Origin of the sequence: Cohnella zeiphila (assembly GCF_014212055.1) — a bacterium.
Taxonomy (GTDB): Bacteria; Bacillota; Bacilli; order Paenibacillales; family Paenibacillaceae; genus Cohnella; species Cohnella zeiphila.
Genome location: NZ_JACJVO010000028.1, coordinates 77,096 through 94,738 on the forward strand (window position 1 = coordinate 77,096; position 17,643 = coordinate 94,738).

11 protein-coding genes are annotated in these 17,643 nt (G+C 58.5%); 10 read left to right on the forward strand and 1 reads right to left on the reverse strand.

The features are described 5' to 3' along the window. The first annotated feature begins 286 nt into the window (after positions 1 to 286). Both H7C18_RS22065 and H7C18_RS22070 read left to right on the forward strand, forming a co-directional pair. A complete protein-coding gene (locus tag H7C18_RS22065) occupies positions 287 to 3,631 on the forward strand; it encodes a DUF5107 domain-containing protein (RefSeq protein WP_185131399.1) in 3,345 nt (1,114 codons plus the stop codon). A gap of 725 nt (positions 3,632 to 4,356) precedes the next feature. Beyond that, positions 4,357 to 4,827 carry an SRPBCC family protein gene (locus H7C18_RS22070; RefSeq protein ID WP_202887250.1) on the forward strand — a complete coding sequence of 157 codons (471 nt, stop codon included), beginning with the start codon at positions 4,357 to 4,359 and terminating at the stop codon, positions 4,825 to 4,827. Between the two features lie 71 nt (positions 4,828 to 4,898). Here the strand turns inward: H7C18_RS22070 and hflX are convergent, their stop codons facing one another. Next, complete coding sequence (hflX, locus tag H7C18_RS22075; RefSeq protein WP_185131274.1) at positions 4,899 to 6,164, reverse strand: GTPase HflX; 1,266 nt, start codon at positions 6,162 to 6,164, stop codon at positions 4,899 to 4,901. Between the two features lie 493 nt (positions 6,165 to 6,657). On the opposite strand from hflX, the gene H7C18_RS22080 reads away from it, so the two are divergent. From H7C18_RS22080 to H7C18_RS22115, 8 genes are all read left to right on the forward strand, one after another. Continuing rightward, positions 6,658 to 8,871 (forward strand): extracellular solute-binding protein, encoded by a 2,214-nt coding sequence (locus tag H7C18_RS22080; RefSeq protein ID WP_185131275.1) that lies wholly within the window; start codon positions 6,658 to 6,660, stop codon positions 8,869 to 8,871. 300 nt (positions 8,872 to 9,171) lie between these two features. Beyond that, positions 9,172 to 10,125, forward strand: a complete 954-nt coding sequence (locus H7C18_RS22085) for a formylglycine-generating enzyme family protein (protein ID WP_185131276.1) — start codon at positions 9,172 to 9,174, stop codon at positions 10,123 to 10,125. Beyond that, the gene (locus H7C18_RS22090) at positions 10,020 to 11,315 is read left to right on the forward strand and encodes an ROK family transcriptional regulator (RefSeq protein ID WP_185131277.1); all 1,296 of its coding nucleotides are present in this window, start codon (positions 10,020 to 10,022) and stop codon (positions 11,313 to 11,315) included. The genes H7C18_RS22085 and H7C18_RS22090 overlap by 106 nt, the downstream gene beginning before the upstream one ends. Before the next feature lie 18 nt (positions 11,316 to 11,333). Then, positions 11,334 to 12,296 (forward strand): carbohydrate ABC transporter permease, encoded by a 963-nt coding sequence (locus tag H7C18_RS22095; protein ID WP_202887240.1) that lies wholly within the window; start codon positions 11,334 to 11,336, stop codon positions 12,294 to 12,296. Positions 12,297 to 12,308: 12 nt separating this feature from the next. Continuing rightward, positions 12,309 to 13,151 (forward strand): carbohydrate ABC transporter permease, encoded by an 843-nt coding sequence (locus H7C18_RS22100; RefSeq protein ID WP_185131278.1) that lies wholly within the window; start codon positions 12,309 to 12,311, stop codon positions 13,149 to 13,151. Between the two features lie 31 nt (positions 13,152 to 13,182). After that, positions 13,183 to 14,742 carry an ABC transporter substrate-binding protein gene (locus H7C18_RS22105; protein WP_185131279.1) on the forward strand — a complete coding sequence of 520 codons (1,560 nt, stop codon included), beginning with the start codon at positions 13,183 to 13,185 and terminating at the stop codon, positions 14,740 to 14,742. A gap of 57 nt (positions 14,743 to 14,799) precedes the next feature. Continuing rightward, positions 14,800 to 16,146 carry a sulfatase-like hydrolase/transferase gene (locus H7C18_RS22110; protein WP_185131280.1) on the forward strand — a complete coding sequence of 449 codons (1,347 nt, stop codon included), beginning with the start codon at positions 14,800 to 14,802 and terminating at the stop codon, positions 16,144 to 16,146. Further along, complete coding sequence (locus H7C18_RS22115; protein WP_185131281.1) at positions 16,143 to 17,627, forward strand: sulfatase family protein; 1,485 nt, start codon at positions 16,143 to 16,145, stop codon at positions 17,625 to 17,627. The genes H7C18_RS22110 and H7C18_RS22115 overlap by 4 nt, the downstream gene beginning before the upstream one ends. Positions 17,628 to 17,643: the final 16 nt, after the last annotated feature.

Below are 17,643 nucleotides of genomic sequence, written 5' to 3' on the forward strand. Positions count from 1 at the left end.
CTCCCCCAAAAGTACCTGGAATCGGCTACAAAGCATCACGTCACTTTTGGGGGTTAATTTATCGGGCGCTCCCCCAAAAGTACCCGGAATAAGCTGCGAAGCATCACGTCACTTTTGGGGGTTTATTCAGGGGGCTCCCCCAAAAGTACCTGGAATCGCCTACGAAGCATCACGTCACTTTTGGGGGTTCCATCAGACTATTGTCCATCATAATCCGAATTCCGTCAATTGGCGCGAGGCAGGTCATGGCGTACGATTAAACTAATCAGACGGAGGAGGGATTATGATGCATCGACAGGCTTCGGAGAAGGCGGTCCGGATCTGGGAAGAGGACGTGTCCATTCCGACTTACGGCACCGGCGCCCCCGACCGCAACCCGATGTTTTTGGAGAAGCGGGTGTACCAAGGAAGCTCGGGGAGGGTTTATCCGCACCCGGTCATCGACAAGATCGAAGACGAGAAGAAGCCGCAGACTTATCGGCTCGCCATCCTGGAGAACGAGTACGTTCGCATCGAGATCATGCCGGAGCTCGGCGGGCGCATCTACCGGGCGCTGGACAAGACGAACCAATACGACTTCGTCTACTACAACCGGGTCATCAAGCCGGCGCTGGTCGGACTCGCAGGGCCGTGGATCTCCGGCGGCATCGAGTTCAACTGGCCGCAGCATCACCGTCCGAACACGTACGGGCCGGTCGAGTACAAGCTCGAAGAGCGCGAAGACGGCAGCGCCACCGTATGGGTGAGCGAGATCGACCGCATGTACGGAACGAAGGTGACGGCGGGCTTCAGCCTGCATCCGGGAAAAGCGTACCTCGAAATCTCGGCCCAGCTCTACAACCGCACGCCCGAGCCGCAGACGTTCCTTTGGTGGGCGAACCCGGCCGTCGCGGTGAACGATCATACGCAGTCGGTTTTCCCGCCGGACGTCACCGCCGTCTTCGACCATGGCAAGCGAGACGTCTCGCGGTTCCCGATCGCGACCGGCACGTATTACAAGATGGACTACTCCGCAGGCGTCGACATCTCGCGCTACCGCAACATTCCGGTGCCGACGTCTTATATGGCCTACAAATCCGACTACAATTTCGTCGGAGGCTACGACCACAACGTGCAGGCGGGCTTGCTGCACGTTGCCAACCATCACGTCTCGCCGGGCAAAAAGCAATGGACCTGGGGCAACGGAGAATTCGGGCAGGCTTGGGACCGCAACCTGACGGACGAGGACGGACCTTACATCGAGCTGATGACCGGCGTCTACACGGACAACCAGCCGGACTTCACATGGCTCGCTCCTTACGAGGAGAAGTCGTTCACCCAGTATTTCATGCCGTACAAGAACATCGGCGTCGTCAAAAACGCCTCCATCGACGCGGCCGTCAATCTGGAAGTCGACGACCGGACGCGGGAAGCGACCGTACAGGCTTACGCGACTTCGGCGTTCGAAGGGGCGACCGTGGAACTGAAGGGCAGGAAGCGGGTTTACGTGAACGAGAGCGTAACGCTGTCCCCGGTATCGACCTTCAAGTCGGTCGTCACGCTCGATGAAGACGATCGGGCGCATGATCTGACCGTAACGGTTCGGACCGCCGACGGGAAGCTGCTCGTCAGCTATCGTCCCGCCGCGCCGTCGATCGAGGAGGTGCCGGAAGCGGCGAAGCCGCTGCCGGAACCGCAGGAGCTGCGGACGAACGAGCAGCTTTATCTGGCCGGACTGCATCTGGAGCAGTACCGCCATGCGACGTTCGAGCCGGAGGCTTATTACCTCGAAGGGCTGAGACGCGATCCGAGCGATATCCGCATCAACGTCGCGTACGGCACGCTGCTGCTGCGAAGAGGTCAGTTCGGCATGGCCGAGGAGCACTTCCGCCGAGCGGTGAAGTCGCTCACCTGGCGCAATCCGAACCCGTACGACAGCGAAGCGCTTTATCAGCTCGGCTTTGCGCTGAAGCTGCAAGGAAAGGACGAGGAAGCGTTCGCCGCCCTGTATAAGTCGACTTGGTCGGCCGCTTGGCAGGACGCCGGATACTTCACGCTGGCCCAGATCGCGGCGGCGCATGGCTCCTATGAAGAAGCTTTCGAACTGATCGAGCGCGCGCTCGTCCGCAATGCGCGCAATTATAAGGCGCGTCACCTGAAAGCGGCGCTGCTGCGCAAGCTGGGCCGCTTTCAGGACGCTTCCGATTATGCGGCCGAGACGCTGGCGATCGACGTGGCGGATTTCGGCTCGGCCAACGAGCGGGTTCTCGCTTGCCGGGTATCCGGGGACGCCTCGGGAGCCTCGGCTGTGCTCGCGGAGCTGAACCGCCTGATGCACGGAGACGCGCACAACTATTTGAATCTGGCGGCCGACTACGCGTTCGCCGGCTTGTTCCGGGAAGCGATCGAGGTGCTGAACCGGATCGTGCCGGACGCATCCGCAGAAGCTTATCCGATGGTTCTCTACACGCTCGGCTACCTGCACGAGCGCTGCGGAGACGCGGCGGAAGCGGCGCGTTACCGAGCCGCCGGCCGCGCGGCGAAGGCGGACTACTGCTTCCCGAACAGCTTGTTCGATCTGCTCGTGCTGGAGAGCGCGATTCGCGCCGATGCCGCGGACGACAAGGCGAATTATTATCTCGGCAACTGGATGTACGACAAGAAGCGGCACGAGGAGGCCATTGCGGCGTGGGAAGCGTCCCGAGCGGCGAACGACGCCTTCCCGACCGTTCATCGCAATCTGGCGCTCGCTTATTACAACAAGCAGGGCGATCCCGAACGGGCGCTGGCTTCGCTGGAGAGAGCTTATTCCCTCTGCGAAGAGGACGCGCGCGTCCTGTACGAGCTGGATCAGCTTTATAAGAAGCTGGGCGAGGCTCCGGAGAAACGCTTCGAACGGTTATCGGCGCGCAAGCCGATCGTCGGGAAGCGGGACGACCTGTATCTTGAATTCGTAACGCTTCTGAACGCGCTCGGCCGTCATGACGAAGCGATGAGCGCACTCGCACACCGCAAGTTCCATCCGTGGGAAGGCGGCGAAGGCAAGGCGACCGGACAGCATGTAACGTCGCACGTCGAGGCTGCGAAGCGGGCGATCGCCGAGCGGCGGTTTGAAGAAGCGGTCATCTGCCTGAAGGCTGCGCTGGTCTACCCGGACAACCTGGGAGAAGGCAAGCTGACCGGCGCGCAGGAGAACAACGTCTATTATTACTTGGGGCTGGCCAATGAGGGGCTCGGACGGAAAGAAGAAGCCGAAGAGAGCTTCCGGGCCGCCTCCCAAGGGCTGGAAGAGCCGGCCAGCGCGATGTACTATAACGACCAGCCGCCGGATATGATTTTCTACCAAGGATTGGCCTGGAGCAAGCTCGGCGTCGAAAAGGAAGCGAAGCGCCGGTTCAACAAGCTGATCGACTACGCCGAAAAGCACTTGAACGACGACGTAAAGTTCGATTACTTCGCCGTCTCGCTGCCGGACTTCCTCGTGTTCGAGGACGACTTGAACCGCCGGAACCGGATTCATTGCCGGTACATGCGCGGTCTCGGCCTGCTCGGCCTCGGCCGCGATGACGAAGCGGCCGAGGAGCTGCGGCAGGTGCTGGCGATGGACGCGAATCATCCGGGCGCCCGGATCCATCTGGCGCTGATCGGTTAAATAGGGCTTCCCGCACCAGGACGTACTGCTTCGGCAGCAAGCGCCCTGGAGGTGCGGGAAGTTTTTTTGCAAGACGGTCCGATGGTGTTGCGAGCGCTTGCCTGAATGATACAATGGAGTGGACAACTAGAAAGGTTCGGCTCATGCGGCTCGAACAGGAAATTCTCCTTTTATCATGCATAGAATGACCGTTTGGGCCCAATGAACCGGAAAATCTCCTTTTCATTCGATCGGATCGCGCCTATTCTCGTCCGGGAACGGAGATATAGGGAGGTTTTCCGTTCCAATCGCATATTTCGGCGCTGGAGGCCGGATTGGATGGAGATTTCCCGGTTCGCGGTCATTCGGCGACGGAAACGGCTCTAAGATTCGGGAATTCCGGGAATTCACCCGGGGCTGGGCGAACAGCGCGTACGGGATCCGGCTGGAAGACGGAAGGCAAGTCGTGTTGAAGGCGCGGCCGCCGGCTTCGATCGGGTTCATGCGCTGCGAAGTCGATCTGATGAGGACCGAAGTATCGGCGATGAGACGGTTGTCGGCCGCGGACCCGACGTTTTCCGTTCCGCGCATCCTCCTGTACGACGACTCGTTGGAACGGCTCCCCGTCGAATATTTTATTATGGATCATGTTAATAGCAGGATTGAAACGATTTGCGGAATGACCCGATTGCGTTCGAACAGGCTCGGAGCTCCGATTACAAAAGGAGGAATGAGGAGTGGTTCAAATGTCCGGAGAAAAGAGAATCGATACGGCGTCAAGGGTGATTCGGGCAACGCCGCGAACGATTTACAAGGCCTTCGTGAATCCGGAAGATTTGGTCAAATGGCTGCCTCCGGAAGGAATGAAGGGACAGATCGAAACATTCGACGCGCGAAGCGGCGGATCTTACAGGATGTCCCTGACTTACCTGAACGCGGACCATGCCACGGCCGGCAAGACGTCCGAGGATACCGACGTTGTCGAGGGCAAATTCCTCGAGCTGGTTCCCGATGAGCGAATCGTTCAGCTCGTGCAGTTCGAATCGAACGATCCCGCATTCGCCGGAGACATGATCATGACGTGGAGCTTGTCTCCCGTTCCGGAAGGCACCGAAGTGACCATCGTCTGCGAGAATGTTCCCGAAGGCATTCGTCCGGAAGACCACGACATCGGATTGAAATCCTCCTTGGCGAATCTCGCCTCATTCGCGGAATGAAAAACAGACCCAAGCCGAGCCCGAAGGGGTCCAGGCTTGGGTCTGCCGCTTGTTAGAGGCTTGCGATGCGGTTACAGCTCGATAAAATCGTGACGGTACTTCTCGTAATCGGCCGCCTTGCATTCCAGCGTCAGCCGGGTGCCGTTCTCTTCGTAAGCGGTCGATTCGATGTGGGCATGCTTGTTGAAGTAAGCGACCAATCGGCCCTGATCGAACGGAACGAGAATTTCCCGCCGGACGTATCCGCCAAAGATTCGCCCGCGGATTTGTTCGGTCAACGTCTCGATGCCGACCTTCCGTTTGGCGGAGAGATAAACGCCGTCGCTCTCCGAGCGCGGATAAGGCTCGTCGGTCAAATCCGTCTTATTGAACGCATAAAAAGCCGGGATCCGGTCCGCTCCGAGTTCCTTCAGCGTTTCGTTGGTGACGGCGATTTGCTCCTGATACGTCGGATGGGAGCGATCGACGACGTGAACGAGCAGATCGGCTTCGGCGACTTCCTCCAGCGTCGAACGGAACGCTTTGACCAGGTGGTGCGGCAGCCGGCTGACGAATCCGACCGTGTCCGCGAGCAGGAACGATTTGCGATCGGGCAGCTCGATGCTGCGCACCGACGTTTCCAATGTGGCGAACAGCATGTCTTTGGCGAGCACCTGCTTCGCCGAGCCGGGATCGAACGTTTCCAGTACGGCGTTCATCAGAGTCGATTTGCCCGAATTGGTATAGCCGACAAGACAGACGACCGGGACCTCGTTTTTCTTCCTGCGCTTGCGCTGGACTTGACGCCGGGCGACCAGCTTCTCAAGCTCGGACTGCAGCGCGGCGATTCGTTCCTCGATTCGGCGCCGGTCGAGCTCCAGCTTGGTCTCGCCCGAACCGCGGTTTCTCAGCCCCGAACCGCCTCCTTGCCGGCCGAGCGACTCGCGCAAGCCTACCAGCCGCGGCAGCATATACTGCAGCTGAGCGACTTCCACCTGGAGCTGAGCCTCCCTTGTCTGAGCCCGTTCCGCGAAAATATCCAGGATCAGCAAGGTGCGGTCGATCACCCGCCGCTCCAGCGCCGCCTCCAGGTTGCGAAGTTGGGAGGGGGACAGCTCGTCGTTGAAAATGGCGGTCGACGCTCCCGCCGCTTCCAGCAGCGCCTTCAATTCTTCCACTTTTCCGCGTCCGATGTAATGTGAAGGGTTAATGTGCGCCGACTTCTGGCTGAGCTCGCCGGCCGCCTCGATGGCGCAAGCGTCCGCCAGGTTGCGCAGTTCTTCCATGGAATAAGCGAAGTCGGCCTGATGGGGCAGCTGAACGCCGACGATAACCGCTTTGTGCCGCGTTTGTTCCATATGCTTTTCATCCTCTCCTGATAAAAATGCTAAACAAAAAACACAGGCTGCTCGCCTGTGTGAGAAGATGAACCGGAGAATTCGGGAAGAAGATCCGCGGGGAGCGCAAACTCCCCGCCGCCGTTCCGGATCAAGCGGAACGGCGAAGCGGCAGACGCGAAAATACCGAGAAGGCAATTCATGTCGCCATGAATGCCTTGCTTCGCGAATGGGGCGCTATGGACAGACCGAATCTGAGTTCTCTGCACACAGGCAGAACCTTGGCGCTAATCAATTAGCCGCGCAAAGACCGAACCCGGATCCAATCTATCACACGTACCCCTCCGTTCCTGGAAATTAGCAAGAGTTTATCACAATCGCGAGCGCAAGGCAATTCCTGGTGCGGATTTTGGGCCCGGGGCTTGCTTGTTTTTGAAATATTGAAATGTTAAAATCCTTGTGATTTCATTCATGAAACGTTAAAGGAGGGCTCGATCTGGCGACGATCAAGGATGTGGCGCTGCGCGCGGGGGTATCCGTCGGGACGGTATCCAACGTGCTGAACGGCCACACGAACAACGCGGATTTAATTGCCAAGGTAGAGTCCGCCATGAAAGAGTTGAATTACCGGCCGGACGCGAACGCCCGCAGCCTGAAGAGCACGACGAGCAACGAAGTGGCTCTCGTTCTGCCGAACGTCGTCCATCCGGATATGCAGACTCTGCTTCACACGATCGAGCTGGAGCTCCGGGAGAGAGGCTACAATCTGCTGCTGAAGATTAGCCAGAACAACCCGATTCTGGAGCGCATCTGCGTGGAGCAGTGCCTGGAACAGCGGGTGGAAGGCATCATCGCGTATACCGGCTCGCCGGTGGAAGATTTGCTGGACATCGTAGGAGGAACGAGACCGATTGTGTTCATCGGCAAGCGCAGCCGGCAGAGCGCGATGGCAGATTCCATTCTGATTCAATACGAGAAAGCGTTGGAGGAAGCGATCGCGCGGCTGCGGCGGCAGGGCGTCTCCGAGGTCGGATTGATCCTGGAGCGGGAGATGATGAACGGCAGCGGCGCGACGGAGATTTACGGCCGCTATTATTCCCGCCCGGACCATATACGCGCGGTCGATTACGGCAAGGAACGGGGATTCCAGGCGGCTTACGAGCTGCTGCACCGCAACGAACGCATGGGCGCGATCGTCACGGGCAACTATCTGATCTCGGAGGGAACCCGGAAGGCCATCCGGCTGCTTCGCCGGGAAGAAGTGGCCCATATCACGTTCAAAGAGCAGAATTGGATCGAGGATGAGGGGAATTACGCGGCGACGATCGGGGTTCCGTTCCGGAAAGTCGCAGAGTCCGCGGTCCGGAAGCTGATGGGCGCGATCGCCAGCCCGAACGCTTACGAGCCGATCACGGAAAGGTTCGAGGCGGAATACGCGGAGACCGTGCCGCTTCTCGCGAACCTGGACCGGAGCCGGTCAACCGGCCATCCGCTGCGGCTGGCGATGTTCGATTGTCCGGCGGCCCACAGCCTGCGCATGCTCTCGGAGCTGTACACGAGGGAGACAGGGACGCGGATCGAACTCGAGATGCTCGCTTACAACGAGCTTCTTGACAGGCTTTACGCGCCGGAGTCCGGGCGGGGAGCGCCCGACGGCTTCATGATGGACATCGCCTGGATCGACCGGCTGGTGAAGGACGGAATCGCAAGACCGCTAGGCGATCTGATCTCCGGACGGGACGGATACTTCGCGGATTTCGTACCCGGCATGCTCAAGGAGTACGCGATGCAGGAGGACGAGCTGTACGGGGTGCCCTTCATGTCCGGTACGCAGCTGCTTTTTTTTCAGAAGGATCTGTTCGAGAACCCGAATCTGCGTCGCCAGTTCAAGCGCACGTACGGGACGGAGCTGCTTCCTCCCGCCACATGGGCGGAGTTCAATCTGGTCGCGGAGTTCTTCACCCGGGAATGCAACGAGAAGTCTCCCGTCAAATACGGCTACGCGGGGGTCCAGGGGGCCAACGTGAACACGGCGATCTCGTTCCTGAACCGATTATGGGCCTATTCGAGCGACGTCTTCTCGGAGGACGGTTCCGTAATCGTAAACAGCGGCAATTCACTTTCCGCGCTCAAAAATATGACCAAAAGCTATCAATACGTGCCTCCGGGCGCCATGACCACGTGGGACGACACGGTGGCGAGCTTCGAATCGGGCGATGTCGCCATGGTCGTGCTGTACGATTCCCATGCGGTGGAGATCAACGATTATACAAAGTCCAAAGTGGCGGGCAATATCGGCTACTCGCTGATTCCGGGAAGAACGCCGGTTCTGGGGGGATGGAGCCTGGGCGTGAGCCGAAGCAGCCGGAACGGGGAGGCCGCCGCGGATTTTCTGTTCTGGGCGTGCAGCAACGAAGCCGCGATTCCCGGCTCCCTTCTGGGGGGTTCGACGCTGCGGCAGGATTACTACACCATCCGGGATCTGGAAAATTTGTACCCGTGGAAATCGCTGCTGCTCGAAAGCTACGGAATCAGCCGCAAAAGGCGGGTGCCGCCGGCATACCGCGGGCTCGAGCGCGGAAGCGACGTCTACAACGGCGTCGTCGCCGAGGAGATCGACAAGGCGATCCGGGGAGCGTGCAGCGAGGAAGAGGCGCTGGCCAACATGGAGCGCAGGCTGCGCGCGATGGGGAGCGGCCGGGAAGCGACGGCTGGCCGGGAAAGTTAGGCCCGACTGCGGAAGACAAAATCATGGTTCCATTGAAAGCCGCAATCATCGCGGCTTTTTTATTTGATGGGAACAAAATTTATGGGCACGTTCGAGTCAGAAAAGAAGCCGCTCTTGACGAACATGGAAAATAAAGCTTGAAATATACACTAATCCGAGTATAATACTTATAATAAAACCTAACGCCGTTGACCGGACGAACCGGAGACGCCTTTTTCCTTTATAAGGGAAGATGCGTCTTTTTTGCGTTAGTCCGCCCAATTGGTTAATTAAATTTATTAATCAAAGAGAGGGACGAAGATGCTTGAACACAGGTCTTCCTGCTGCAGTATCGGAAGGGGGCAGGCCTTGCCTCAAGCGGCGAAAGCTGCTGACCGGCTTTTATTCAATACGAAGAGTAAGGATGGCATGGCGTATTTGAAGGGTGGCATCTTCCTCATGGGAACGGATGACGAGGAAGGGTTTCCGGATGACGGGGAAGGTCCCGTAAGAGAGGTTGAACTTTCCCCATTCTACATCGATCCCGAGGCGGTCACGAACGAGAAATTCGCGGAGTTTGTCGAGGACACGGGTTATGTAACGGAAGCGGAACAATTCGGTTGGTCGTTCGTGTTCCATCTATTCGTTACGGAAGAAGTGAAAAAGAACGATGCTCGCGTCGTTCCGGGAACTCCGTGGTGGCTGGCCGTCAACGGCGCCGACTGGCGGAGGCCGGAAGGAGGCCGGTCGTCCTGTGAGGAGCGGATGGATCATCCCGTTATTCACATATCTTGGAACGACGCGGTCGCTTATTGTCGATGGGCCGGCAAGAGGCTGCCGACGGAGGCTGAGTGGGAGTACGCCGCGCGCGGAGGCTTGGTTCAAAAAAGATATCCTTGGGGGGATTTGCTAAAGCCGAACGGACAGCATCGATGCAACATCTGGCAAGGGGAGTTCCCGTCGAAGAACAATGCCGCGGACGGCTACGTAGGCACGGCACCGGTTCGATCTTATCTTCCGAACGGTTACGGCTTATACAACATGGTCGGCAATGTATGGGAATGGTGTTCGGATTGGTTTTCCCCTTCCGCTGCCAAGCATTCGAAGCGCAAAAATCCGAAAGGGCCGGCCATGGGATCGAACCGGGTCATGCGCGGCGGTTCCTATTTATGCCACAGCTCTTACTGCAACCGATATCGGGTGGCGGCGCGAAGCTCGAATACGCCGGACAGTTCGACGGGCAATCTCGGCTTTCGGTGCGCGGCGGACGGATGACGGGACGGGAAGAGGAAGCGGATCTCATGGTGCTGATGGGTCACAATATCTCCCGCTCCAAACAGACGAACAAGAGAACGATTCTTCGGTGCCTGCTTCGGTACGGTCCTATTTCGCGCCAGCGCATTGCGGAGATCACGTCCTTGACGCCGGCGACCATTTCCAATCTGATCTCGGAATTGATCGAGGAGAATCTGATTTTGGAGACAGGCCATCTGGAGGAATTTCGACGCCGGGCCGGACGCAAATCCGTCGCGTTGGCTTTCCATCCGCAAGCCTGCAATGCGCTTGCCGTACACATGAACGCGCGCGAAGTGCATTTCGGGCTTGCAGGCATTAACGGAACGGTTCGAACGCTGCGCCGTTACGAGATTTCGTTTGATTCGAACCAAAGCGCCTTCATCGAGAGGCTGCTTGCGGAGACGGATGCTTGCATCGCGGAGTTGAGGAAGGACTCGCTCTCCGCCATCGGCGTCGGGTTGGTCGGATTTGTAAATTTCGATACGGGGACATATCTGAGCAGGGAGCACTTGGGGTGGAAGGAAGTGCCGCTGGCCGCGCTGCTGGCAGAGAGGCATGGATTGCCCGTGTATGCGGACAACAACATTCGGACGATGGCTTTGGCGGAGAAGATGTTCGGAGTCGGGCGGACGCTTACGGACTTTCTCCTGATTTACATCGGGCCGGGGATCGGCTCCGGACTCGTCGCCGGCGACCGCCTGTACCGCGGCGGTTCGACGGGAGCGGGAGAGTTCGGCCATATGACGTATCATCCGGAAGGACCGGCATGTTATTGCGGCAATCGGGGGTGTTTGGAGAGGTATGCCTCGCTTACGGCGATTGCGGCAGAGCTACAAGTATCCGGCGTCCTGGATCCGCTGAACCTGCTGAAGCAAGGGGATCGCCAGGCGCATGAGGCGGTCGCGCGAGCGGGCCGAAGGATCGGGACGGTGCTTGCTTCTTATCTGAACATGTTCCATGTTCCGAAGGTGATCGTTGCCGGCCCGCTGGCCGGAGAATCGATACCGCTGCTCGAAGAGATTCGCCGGGAACTGTACGACAGATCCCCGCTGGCCAAGCGCGAACGAGTGGAGATCGTGGGTTCGGAATTAGGCGAAAATATCGGCTTGGTCGGAGCGGCGGCACTGGCCCTGTGGAATGAAATCTTCGAACACCGAAGGTCGGGCTGAAACAAGGAGGAAGATCATATGAGTATGGCCAACCGGGTGTCTGTCGCGGACAAACGCGCCGCTCCCCTTGTCGGTTATCGGGCGCGCCGGGAGCTTTGGTGTCTGGCTTTTATCGCCCCGCAGCTGGCTTTGTTCCTGATGTTTACGGCTTATCCCATAGTCATGAGCTATGTTTACGCCTTTTTTGATTGGGACGGATACGGACCGCCGAAAGACTATGTCGGCTTCGACAATTTTATCGAGACGGTGACGGACCCCATCTTCTGGAATGCCTTTCGAAACAGCCTGCTGTTCATGGCGTACGTAGTGGCCGTTCAAGTGCCGCTTGCGCTTCTGCTGGCCTTGTTGTTGAACGCCGAGCGGCTCCGGGGAAAAGTCTTTTACCGGACGATCTATTTCCTGCCGGTCGTAACGACGACGGCCGTAGTCGGACTGGTTATGCGGTTTATCTTCGGCGCGTACAAAGGCGTCGTCAACGAGCTGCTGATCAAGCTGGGCCTGCTGACCGCCCCGATAGACTGGCTCGGTTCGATCGATACGGCGTTTCTGGTCGTCGTGCTCGTCGGCATCTGGAAGACCTTCGGCATGAAATTGGTATATTGGCTGGCGGGGATTCAGTCGCTGCCGAAGGAGCTTTTCGAATCGGCCAGAATCGACGGCGCTTCCGGGCTTCAATTGCTAAGGTATATTACCGTTCCCTTGCTGCTGCCCGTCGGAAGCGTCATTCTGCTCATGTCCGCGGTCAACGCGCTGCATGTGTTCGACTTGGTGAAGTCGATGACGGACGGAGGGCCGGCCTTCAAAACCGACATGGTGGACGTGTACATTTACCGTTATGCCTTCTCCGGCAACGGAGGGGCGCGAGTCGGTTTCGCATCGGCCGCAGGCGTCGTGTACGGCGTTGCCGTCATGATCATTTCGCTCGCGCTCGGCTTGCTGGTCCGTTGGTCCGGCGGCCGCCGCAATGCCGCACGGCTCTAGGAGGAGATGGGAATGAACCCTGCCAGAAGAAAGAGATCGCCGGTATACGTCCTGGTGCACGTGCTGCTCTTCGCGATCGGCATCGTCTGGATATACCCCTTCATCTGGATGATCATGTCTTCGTTCAAGACGAATAACGAATATATCGTATCCGGCATCAAGCTGCTGCCGCAAAGCTTCCAGTTCTCCAATTACAAAAGAGCGTGGGAGACGGCGCATTTCTCCGTTTATTTCTGGAATAACGTCATCATCACGGTGTCCGTCGTCGTCATCGTCATTCTCGTCTGCGCGTTGACCGGCTATGCGGTCGGACGCTATCGCTTTAAGGGCCGTTTGGTGTTCGTCACCGCCGTCACGGCAACGATGTTCATGCCCAAAGGGTATACGATCATTCCAATCTACTCGCTAGTGAATTCGCTCGGGTTGAACAACTCGCTGTGGGGCGTCATCCTCGCGGAAGTCGGCGGAGCGCACGTGCTCTTCATCCTGCTGTTCGTTGCGTATTTCCGCGGCCTCCCGAAGGAATTGTCGGAGTCGGCGGAGATCGACGGCAGCGGCTTCGTCCGGACGTTCGCGCAGATCGTCCTGCCGCTGTCCAAGCCGATTATCGCGACGGCCGCCATCATGCAATTCATGTGGACGTGGAACGCGTTTCTCATGCCGCTCATCTTCACGCTCGGCAAGCCGGAGCTGCGCACGCTCGGCGTGGGCATGTTCCAGTTCGTCGGCGAGAATACGATGGACTGGACCGGCATGGCGGCAGCCGCCAGCATCTCGCTGGTGCCGATCCTGGCCGTGTTCATAGCGATGCAGCGTTACTTTATCGAAGGGGTATCCGGAGCCATCAAAGGATAAATTCATTCAAACCTGGTTGGGAGGAACTCACATGAACAGCAACAGACTCAAGGGACTACAACTACTGGCGGTCGGCGCGACCGCCGCGGCACTGCTTGCCGGATGCTCGGGCAACTCGTCTTCCGGAGAACCGGGCGGTACGGAGAGCGCGGAGGCGAGCGCAAGCGCAAGCGGCGGCTCAGCTGGCTCGCAGAAGGAGACGGTGATCACCTTATGGGGAGCCAGCGACTTCCTGAAAGGCGACAACAGCCCCGGACAGCGTATGATCAAGGAGTTCAACGAGCAGAACAAGGGCCGGATTCGGGTGGAAGCCCGGTATATGGCTTGGAGCGAATACAATACGGCCATTCAAGCGGCTGCGACATCCCATGAACTGCCGGATATTTTCCAGACGCCGCAAAATACGGATATCCGTTCCATCGTGGCCGACGGCTGGGCCAAACCGTTCGACGGACTCCTCTCAGACGCTTGGAAGCAGCAGTTCGATGCCGGCGCGTTCGTGGAAGGAGTCAACGTTATCGACGGTAAAACATACAGCTGGCCGCTAACGGGACCGCAGCTGGGCTCGATCTTGTATTACAACAAGGATGTCTTGAAAAACGCGGGCCTGGACCCGGAGAAGCCGCCTGCCACCTGGGACGAACTTCGCGAAGAAGCCAAAAAAGTCACGCAGAGCGGCAAAGGCGACGTGTACGGCGTCGTGTTCGGCGGCGGCGAGACGGGATCGGCGTCCGGTATATCCAAGTTTGTCGATGCGCTCGCTGCGGGAATTTCTCCTGAAGAGGCGGGCGGATTCGATTACAAAACCGGCCAATATGCATACGATTCGAAAGCGACGGTGGACTCGTTCGACTTCTTGCAGCAGTTGAAGGCGGACGGCAGTATCCTGCCCTCCTCGTTCACGCTGAAAGCGACGGAGTCGAGCGTCCTGTTCGGGCAAGGCAAAGCGGCCTTCCTCATCGATGGGCGGGCGCGAATGTGGATCGTCAAGCGGGATACGCCGGATGCGAACTTCGGATTGGCGCAGGTGCCAACGCCAACCGGTCAGAAGCCTACCTACTTCTACGTGGCGGCAGACCCGTCAGGCTATATGATCTCGTCGACGTCGAAGCATGCCAAAGAAGCCGGGGAGTTCATCGAGAAGGCGTTCGCGGCTCCGCCGTTTTACACGAAATACCTGCAGAGCGGCGTGGCGCTGACCCCTATCAACAGCATCAATAACGATACTTCGCTGTACCCGTATCCGGAATTCAACACGTTCCTCCAACTGCATAAGGATCTGCTGAAGCTTCGGCCCGATTATGCGGTCCGCAATCCGGAGACGGCCAAAGTCATCGTGGAGCTCGGCTCGCTGCAGCAGCCGAAGATCAAGCCGGGTTACAGCGATATTTTGCAGTCGGTACTAACCGGCGCCCAGAAGGATCTGCCCTCTCTGCTTCGGGCGTACGACGAGAAGTTAAACAATGGGCTGGCCGATGCGGTCGCGAAGGTGAAGGCAGATGGTGCACAGGTCGATCTAAAGGATTTCCAGTTCCCGAACTGGGACACCAGCAAAGATTATACGGCGGACGATTATGCGCAGTTGAAATAATTCAGTGCGGAGAGAAGCTTGATTGATCGCGATACCCATGAGCCAGGAGGCGCTAACGTGAGCAACTTTATCGTTTTTCTGTCGGATGAGCACAATCCGTTTTATTCTTCCGTATACGGCCACCCGTTCGTGCAAACGCCGAATATGGAACGGCTGGCGCGGCAAGGAACGGTATACCGGAATGCGTACTGCCCGTCGCCTCTCTGCACGCCTAGCCGCTCGGCGTTCCTGTCGGGCCGCCGTGTGCACGAGGTGCAGGCGTACAGCAATTGCAACGTCAACCTGCCCCGACATTTCCCTACCTATGGGCGCGTGCTGAGGGACGAAGGGGTGCACTCGGTTCATTTCGGGAAAACGCACGTGTACGATAAAGCCGAGAACCTCGGCTTCGCGGAGATTCATATGGCAAAGGACGGCAAGGCCCCGGGGGACATCAATTTCTCCCGGAGGCCGCTGGCCATCCGCAAGGATGCCGCGGAGAGAGCGCGCGGCTACGGCGTCAAAGAAGAGGCTTTCGACGCGGACCTTAGGGTCATGGACGCCGCTTTGCAATGGCTTCGGGAGACGGCGCCGACGCTGGATCGCCCTTGGAGCTTGACGATCAACCTGGTCAATCCCCATTTTCCGCAATGGAACACGCAAGAATTTTGGGACTTATATCCGCACGGAGAGGACCTTCCCCGTTACGGCAAAGAGCAGGAGAGCGCCGATCATCCGTACGCTCGGGATCTGCGCGCCCACTTCGAAGCGGATCTTTTCACGGAAGAGCAGGCTCTCGGCCTCCGTAGAGGATATCTCGGCAACGTCACCTTCATCGATCGGCAGGTCGGTCGACTGCTGGATACGCTGCAGAGCACCTCTCTGGCTAACGTCACCAATGTCGTCTATACGTCGGATCACGGCGATATGCTGGGCAAATTCGGAATGTGGTGGAAGTGCTCGTTGTACGAAGATTCGGTCCGCATTCCGGTGATCGCGTCCGGGCCGGACTTCGGTAAGGGGGCCGTTGTCGACACGCCGGTCGATCTGCTGGACGTGCAGGCTTCTATCTTCCGGGCTGTCGGCGCCGAACGTCCGTCGGACTGGGCGGGTCAGCCGCTTCAGGACGTTCCCGCGTCCGATCCGGAGCGAGTCGTCTTCTCCGAATACCACGGGCATGGCACGCGTTCCGGGGCTTATATGATCCGCAAGGGCGAATGGAAGCTTATCTACTATATGGAGGCGCCGCACCAATTGTTTCAGCTGAGCGACGATCCGGACGAACTGCGCAACGTCTACGCGGAATTTCCCGACAAGGCGCTTGAACTGGAAGGCGAGCTTCGGCGAATTTGCGATCCCGAACGGGAGAACGAACGGGCTCACGCCTTTCAGGATGAGCAGCTGAGAGCACTGGCAGCGCGATGACCAGACCTAACATCTTGATCTTTATGACCGACCAGCAACAAGCCCAGGTCATGGCGCCGAACCATCCTTGCCGGACGCCGAACGCGGTTCGGTTCGCATCGGAAGGCATTGTCTTCCGTCATACGTTCACGACGATGACACATTGCTGCCCGTCGAGGGCTTCCTTTATGACCGGTCTGTATCCGTCCCGGCATGGCATCCACAATAACGTCAGCAATGCAGCTGCGCTGGGGCGGGGACTGCGGCCGGGCGTCGGGACGTTCTCCGAGAAGCTGAAAGCGGCGGGGTACGATCTATTCTTCTCCGGCAAATGGCATGTGTCCGCGGAGGAGAATCCGGCCGGCCGCGGCTGGGAAGAACTCATGGTCGTGGCGGGCAAAGACGCGCAGATGGGGCTCACGATCCCGCAGTGGCGGGCTTTGCCCCGGGAGGAGCCGCGGACGGAACGAAGGAGGGGCGAGCTCGTCCGTCCCGGCTGGGGACCTTACCGGCTATACGGCGTATCGCAGACGGACGGCGAGCATACGAGAGACGCCAAAGTCGTCGAAAGGGCTGTAGAAAAGCTGCGGGAACTGAACGGCAGTGACAAGCCATGGTGCCTGTATGTAGGGGTAACAGGACCGCACGATCCGTTTGTGATTCCGGAGCGGTACGCCAAACTGTACGACCCTGACGAGATTCCGCTGCCGCCGAATTACGACGATTCGCTTATTGATAAACCAGGTGTATACCGGCGCATGAGAAGGGTATGGGACCAGCTTACGCCCGAGGAAGTGCGGGAGGCGACGGCTCACTATTGGGGTTATTGCACAATGGTGGACGATCTGTTCGGTCAAGTGCTGGCTGCGCTGGAGGCTTCGGGTCAGGCAGATGACACGCTGGTCGTCTTTCTTTCCGACCACGGGGAGAGCGGCGGCGCGCACGGTCTGTATCTGAAGGGCATCAGCTCGTTCGAAGAGACGTACCGACTTCCTTGTATCGCCCGTTGGCCGAACGGCATTTCGGAGCCGGGAAGAGTCGTGGACGAACTGGTCAGCATCATGGATTGGGCTCCGACTTTCGTGGATCTGGCCGAAGCGGAGACGCTGAACGAATGCAACGGCACAAGTCTTGCCGGCTGGCTCCGAAATGAACGACCGTTACATTGGCGCGATGCCGTATACAGCCAGTGTAACGGCGTGGAAGTGTATTATACGCAACGTATGGTGCGGACTGAACGATATAAATTCGTCTATCACCCGACGGATGTCGACGAGCTGTACGATCTATCTGTCGATCCGTTCGAACTGAACAATGTGGCTGCCGTTGCTGATTATGCAAGCGTAAAGAAAGAACTGTATTTGAAGATGTGGCAGGAAGCAGCACTGGCTGACGATATCATTTTCAACAAATACGCGACCGTGGCTACGGCGGATTGGGGACCGGCGCTCGCGATTGGGATCGAAGCGGGCCCGACAAGATCGGCCACATATGACGATTAGAATGGAGCTGATCCGC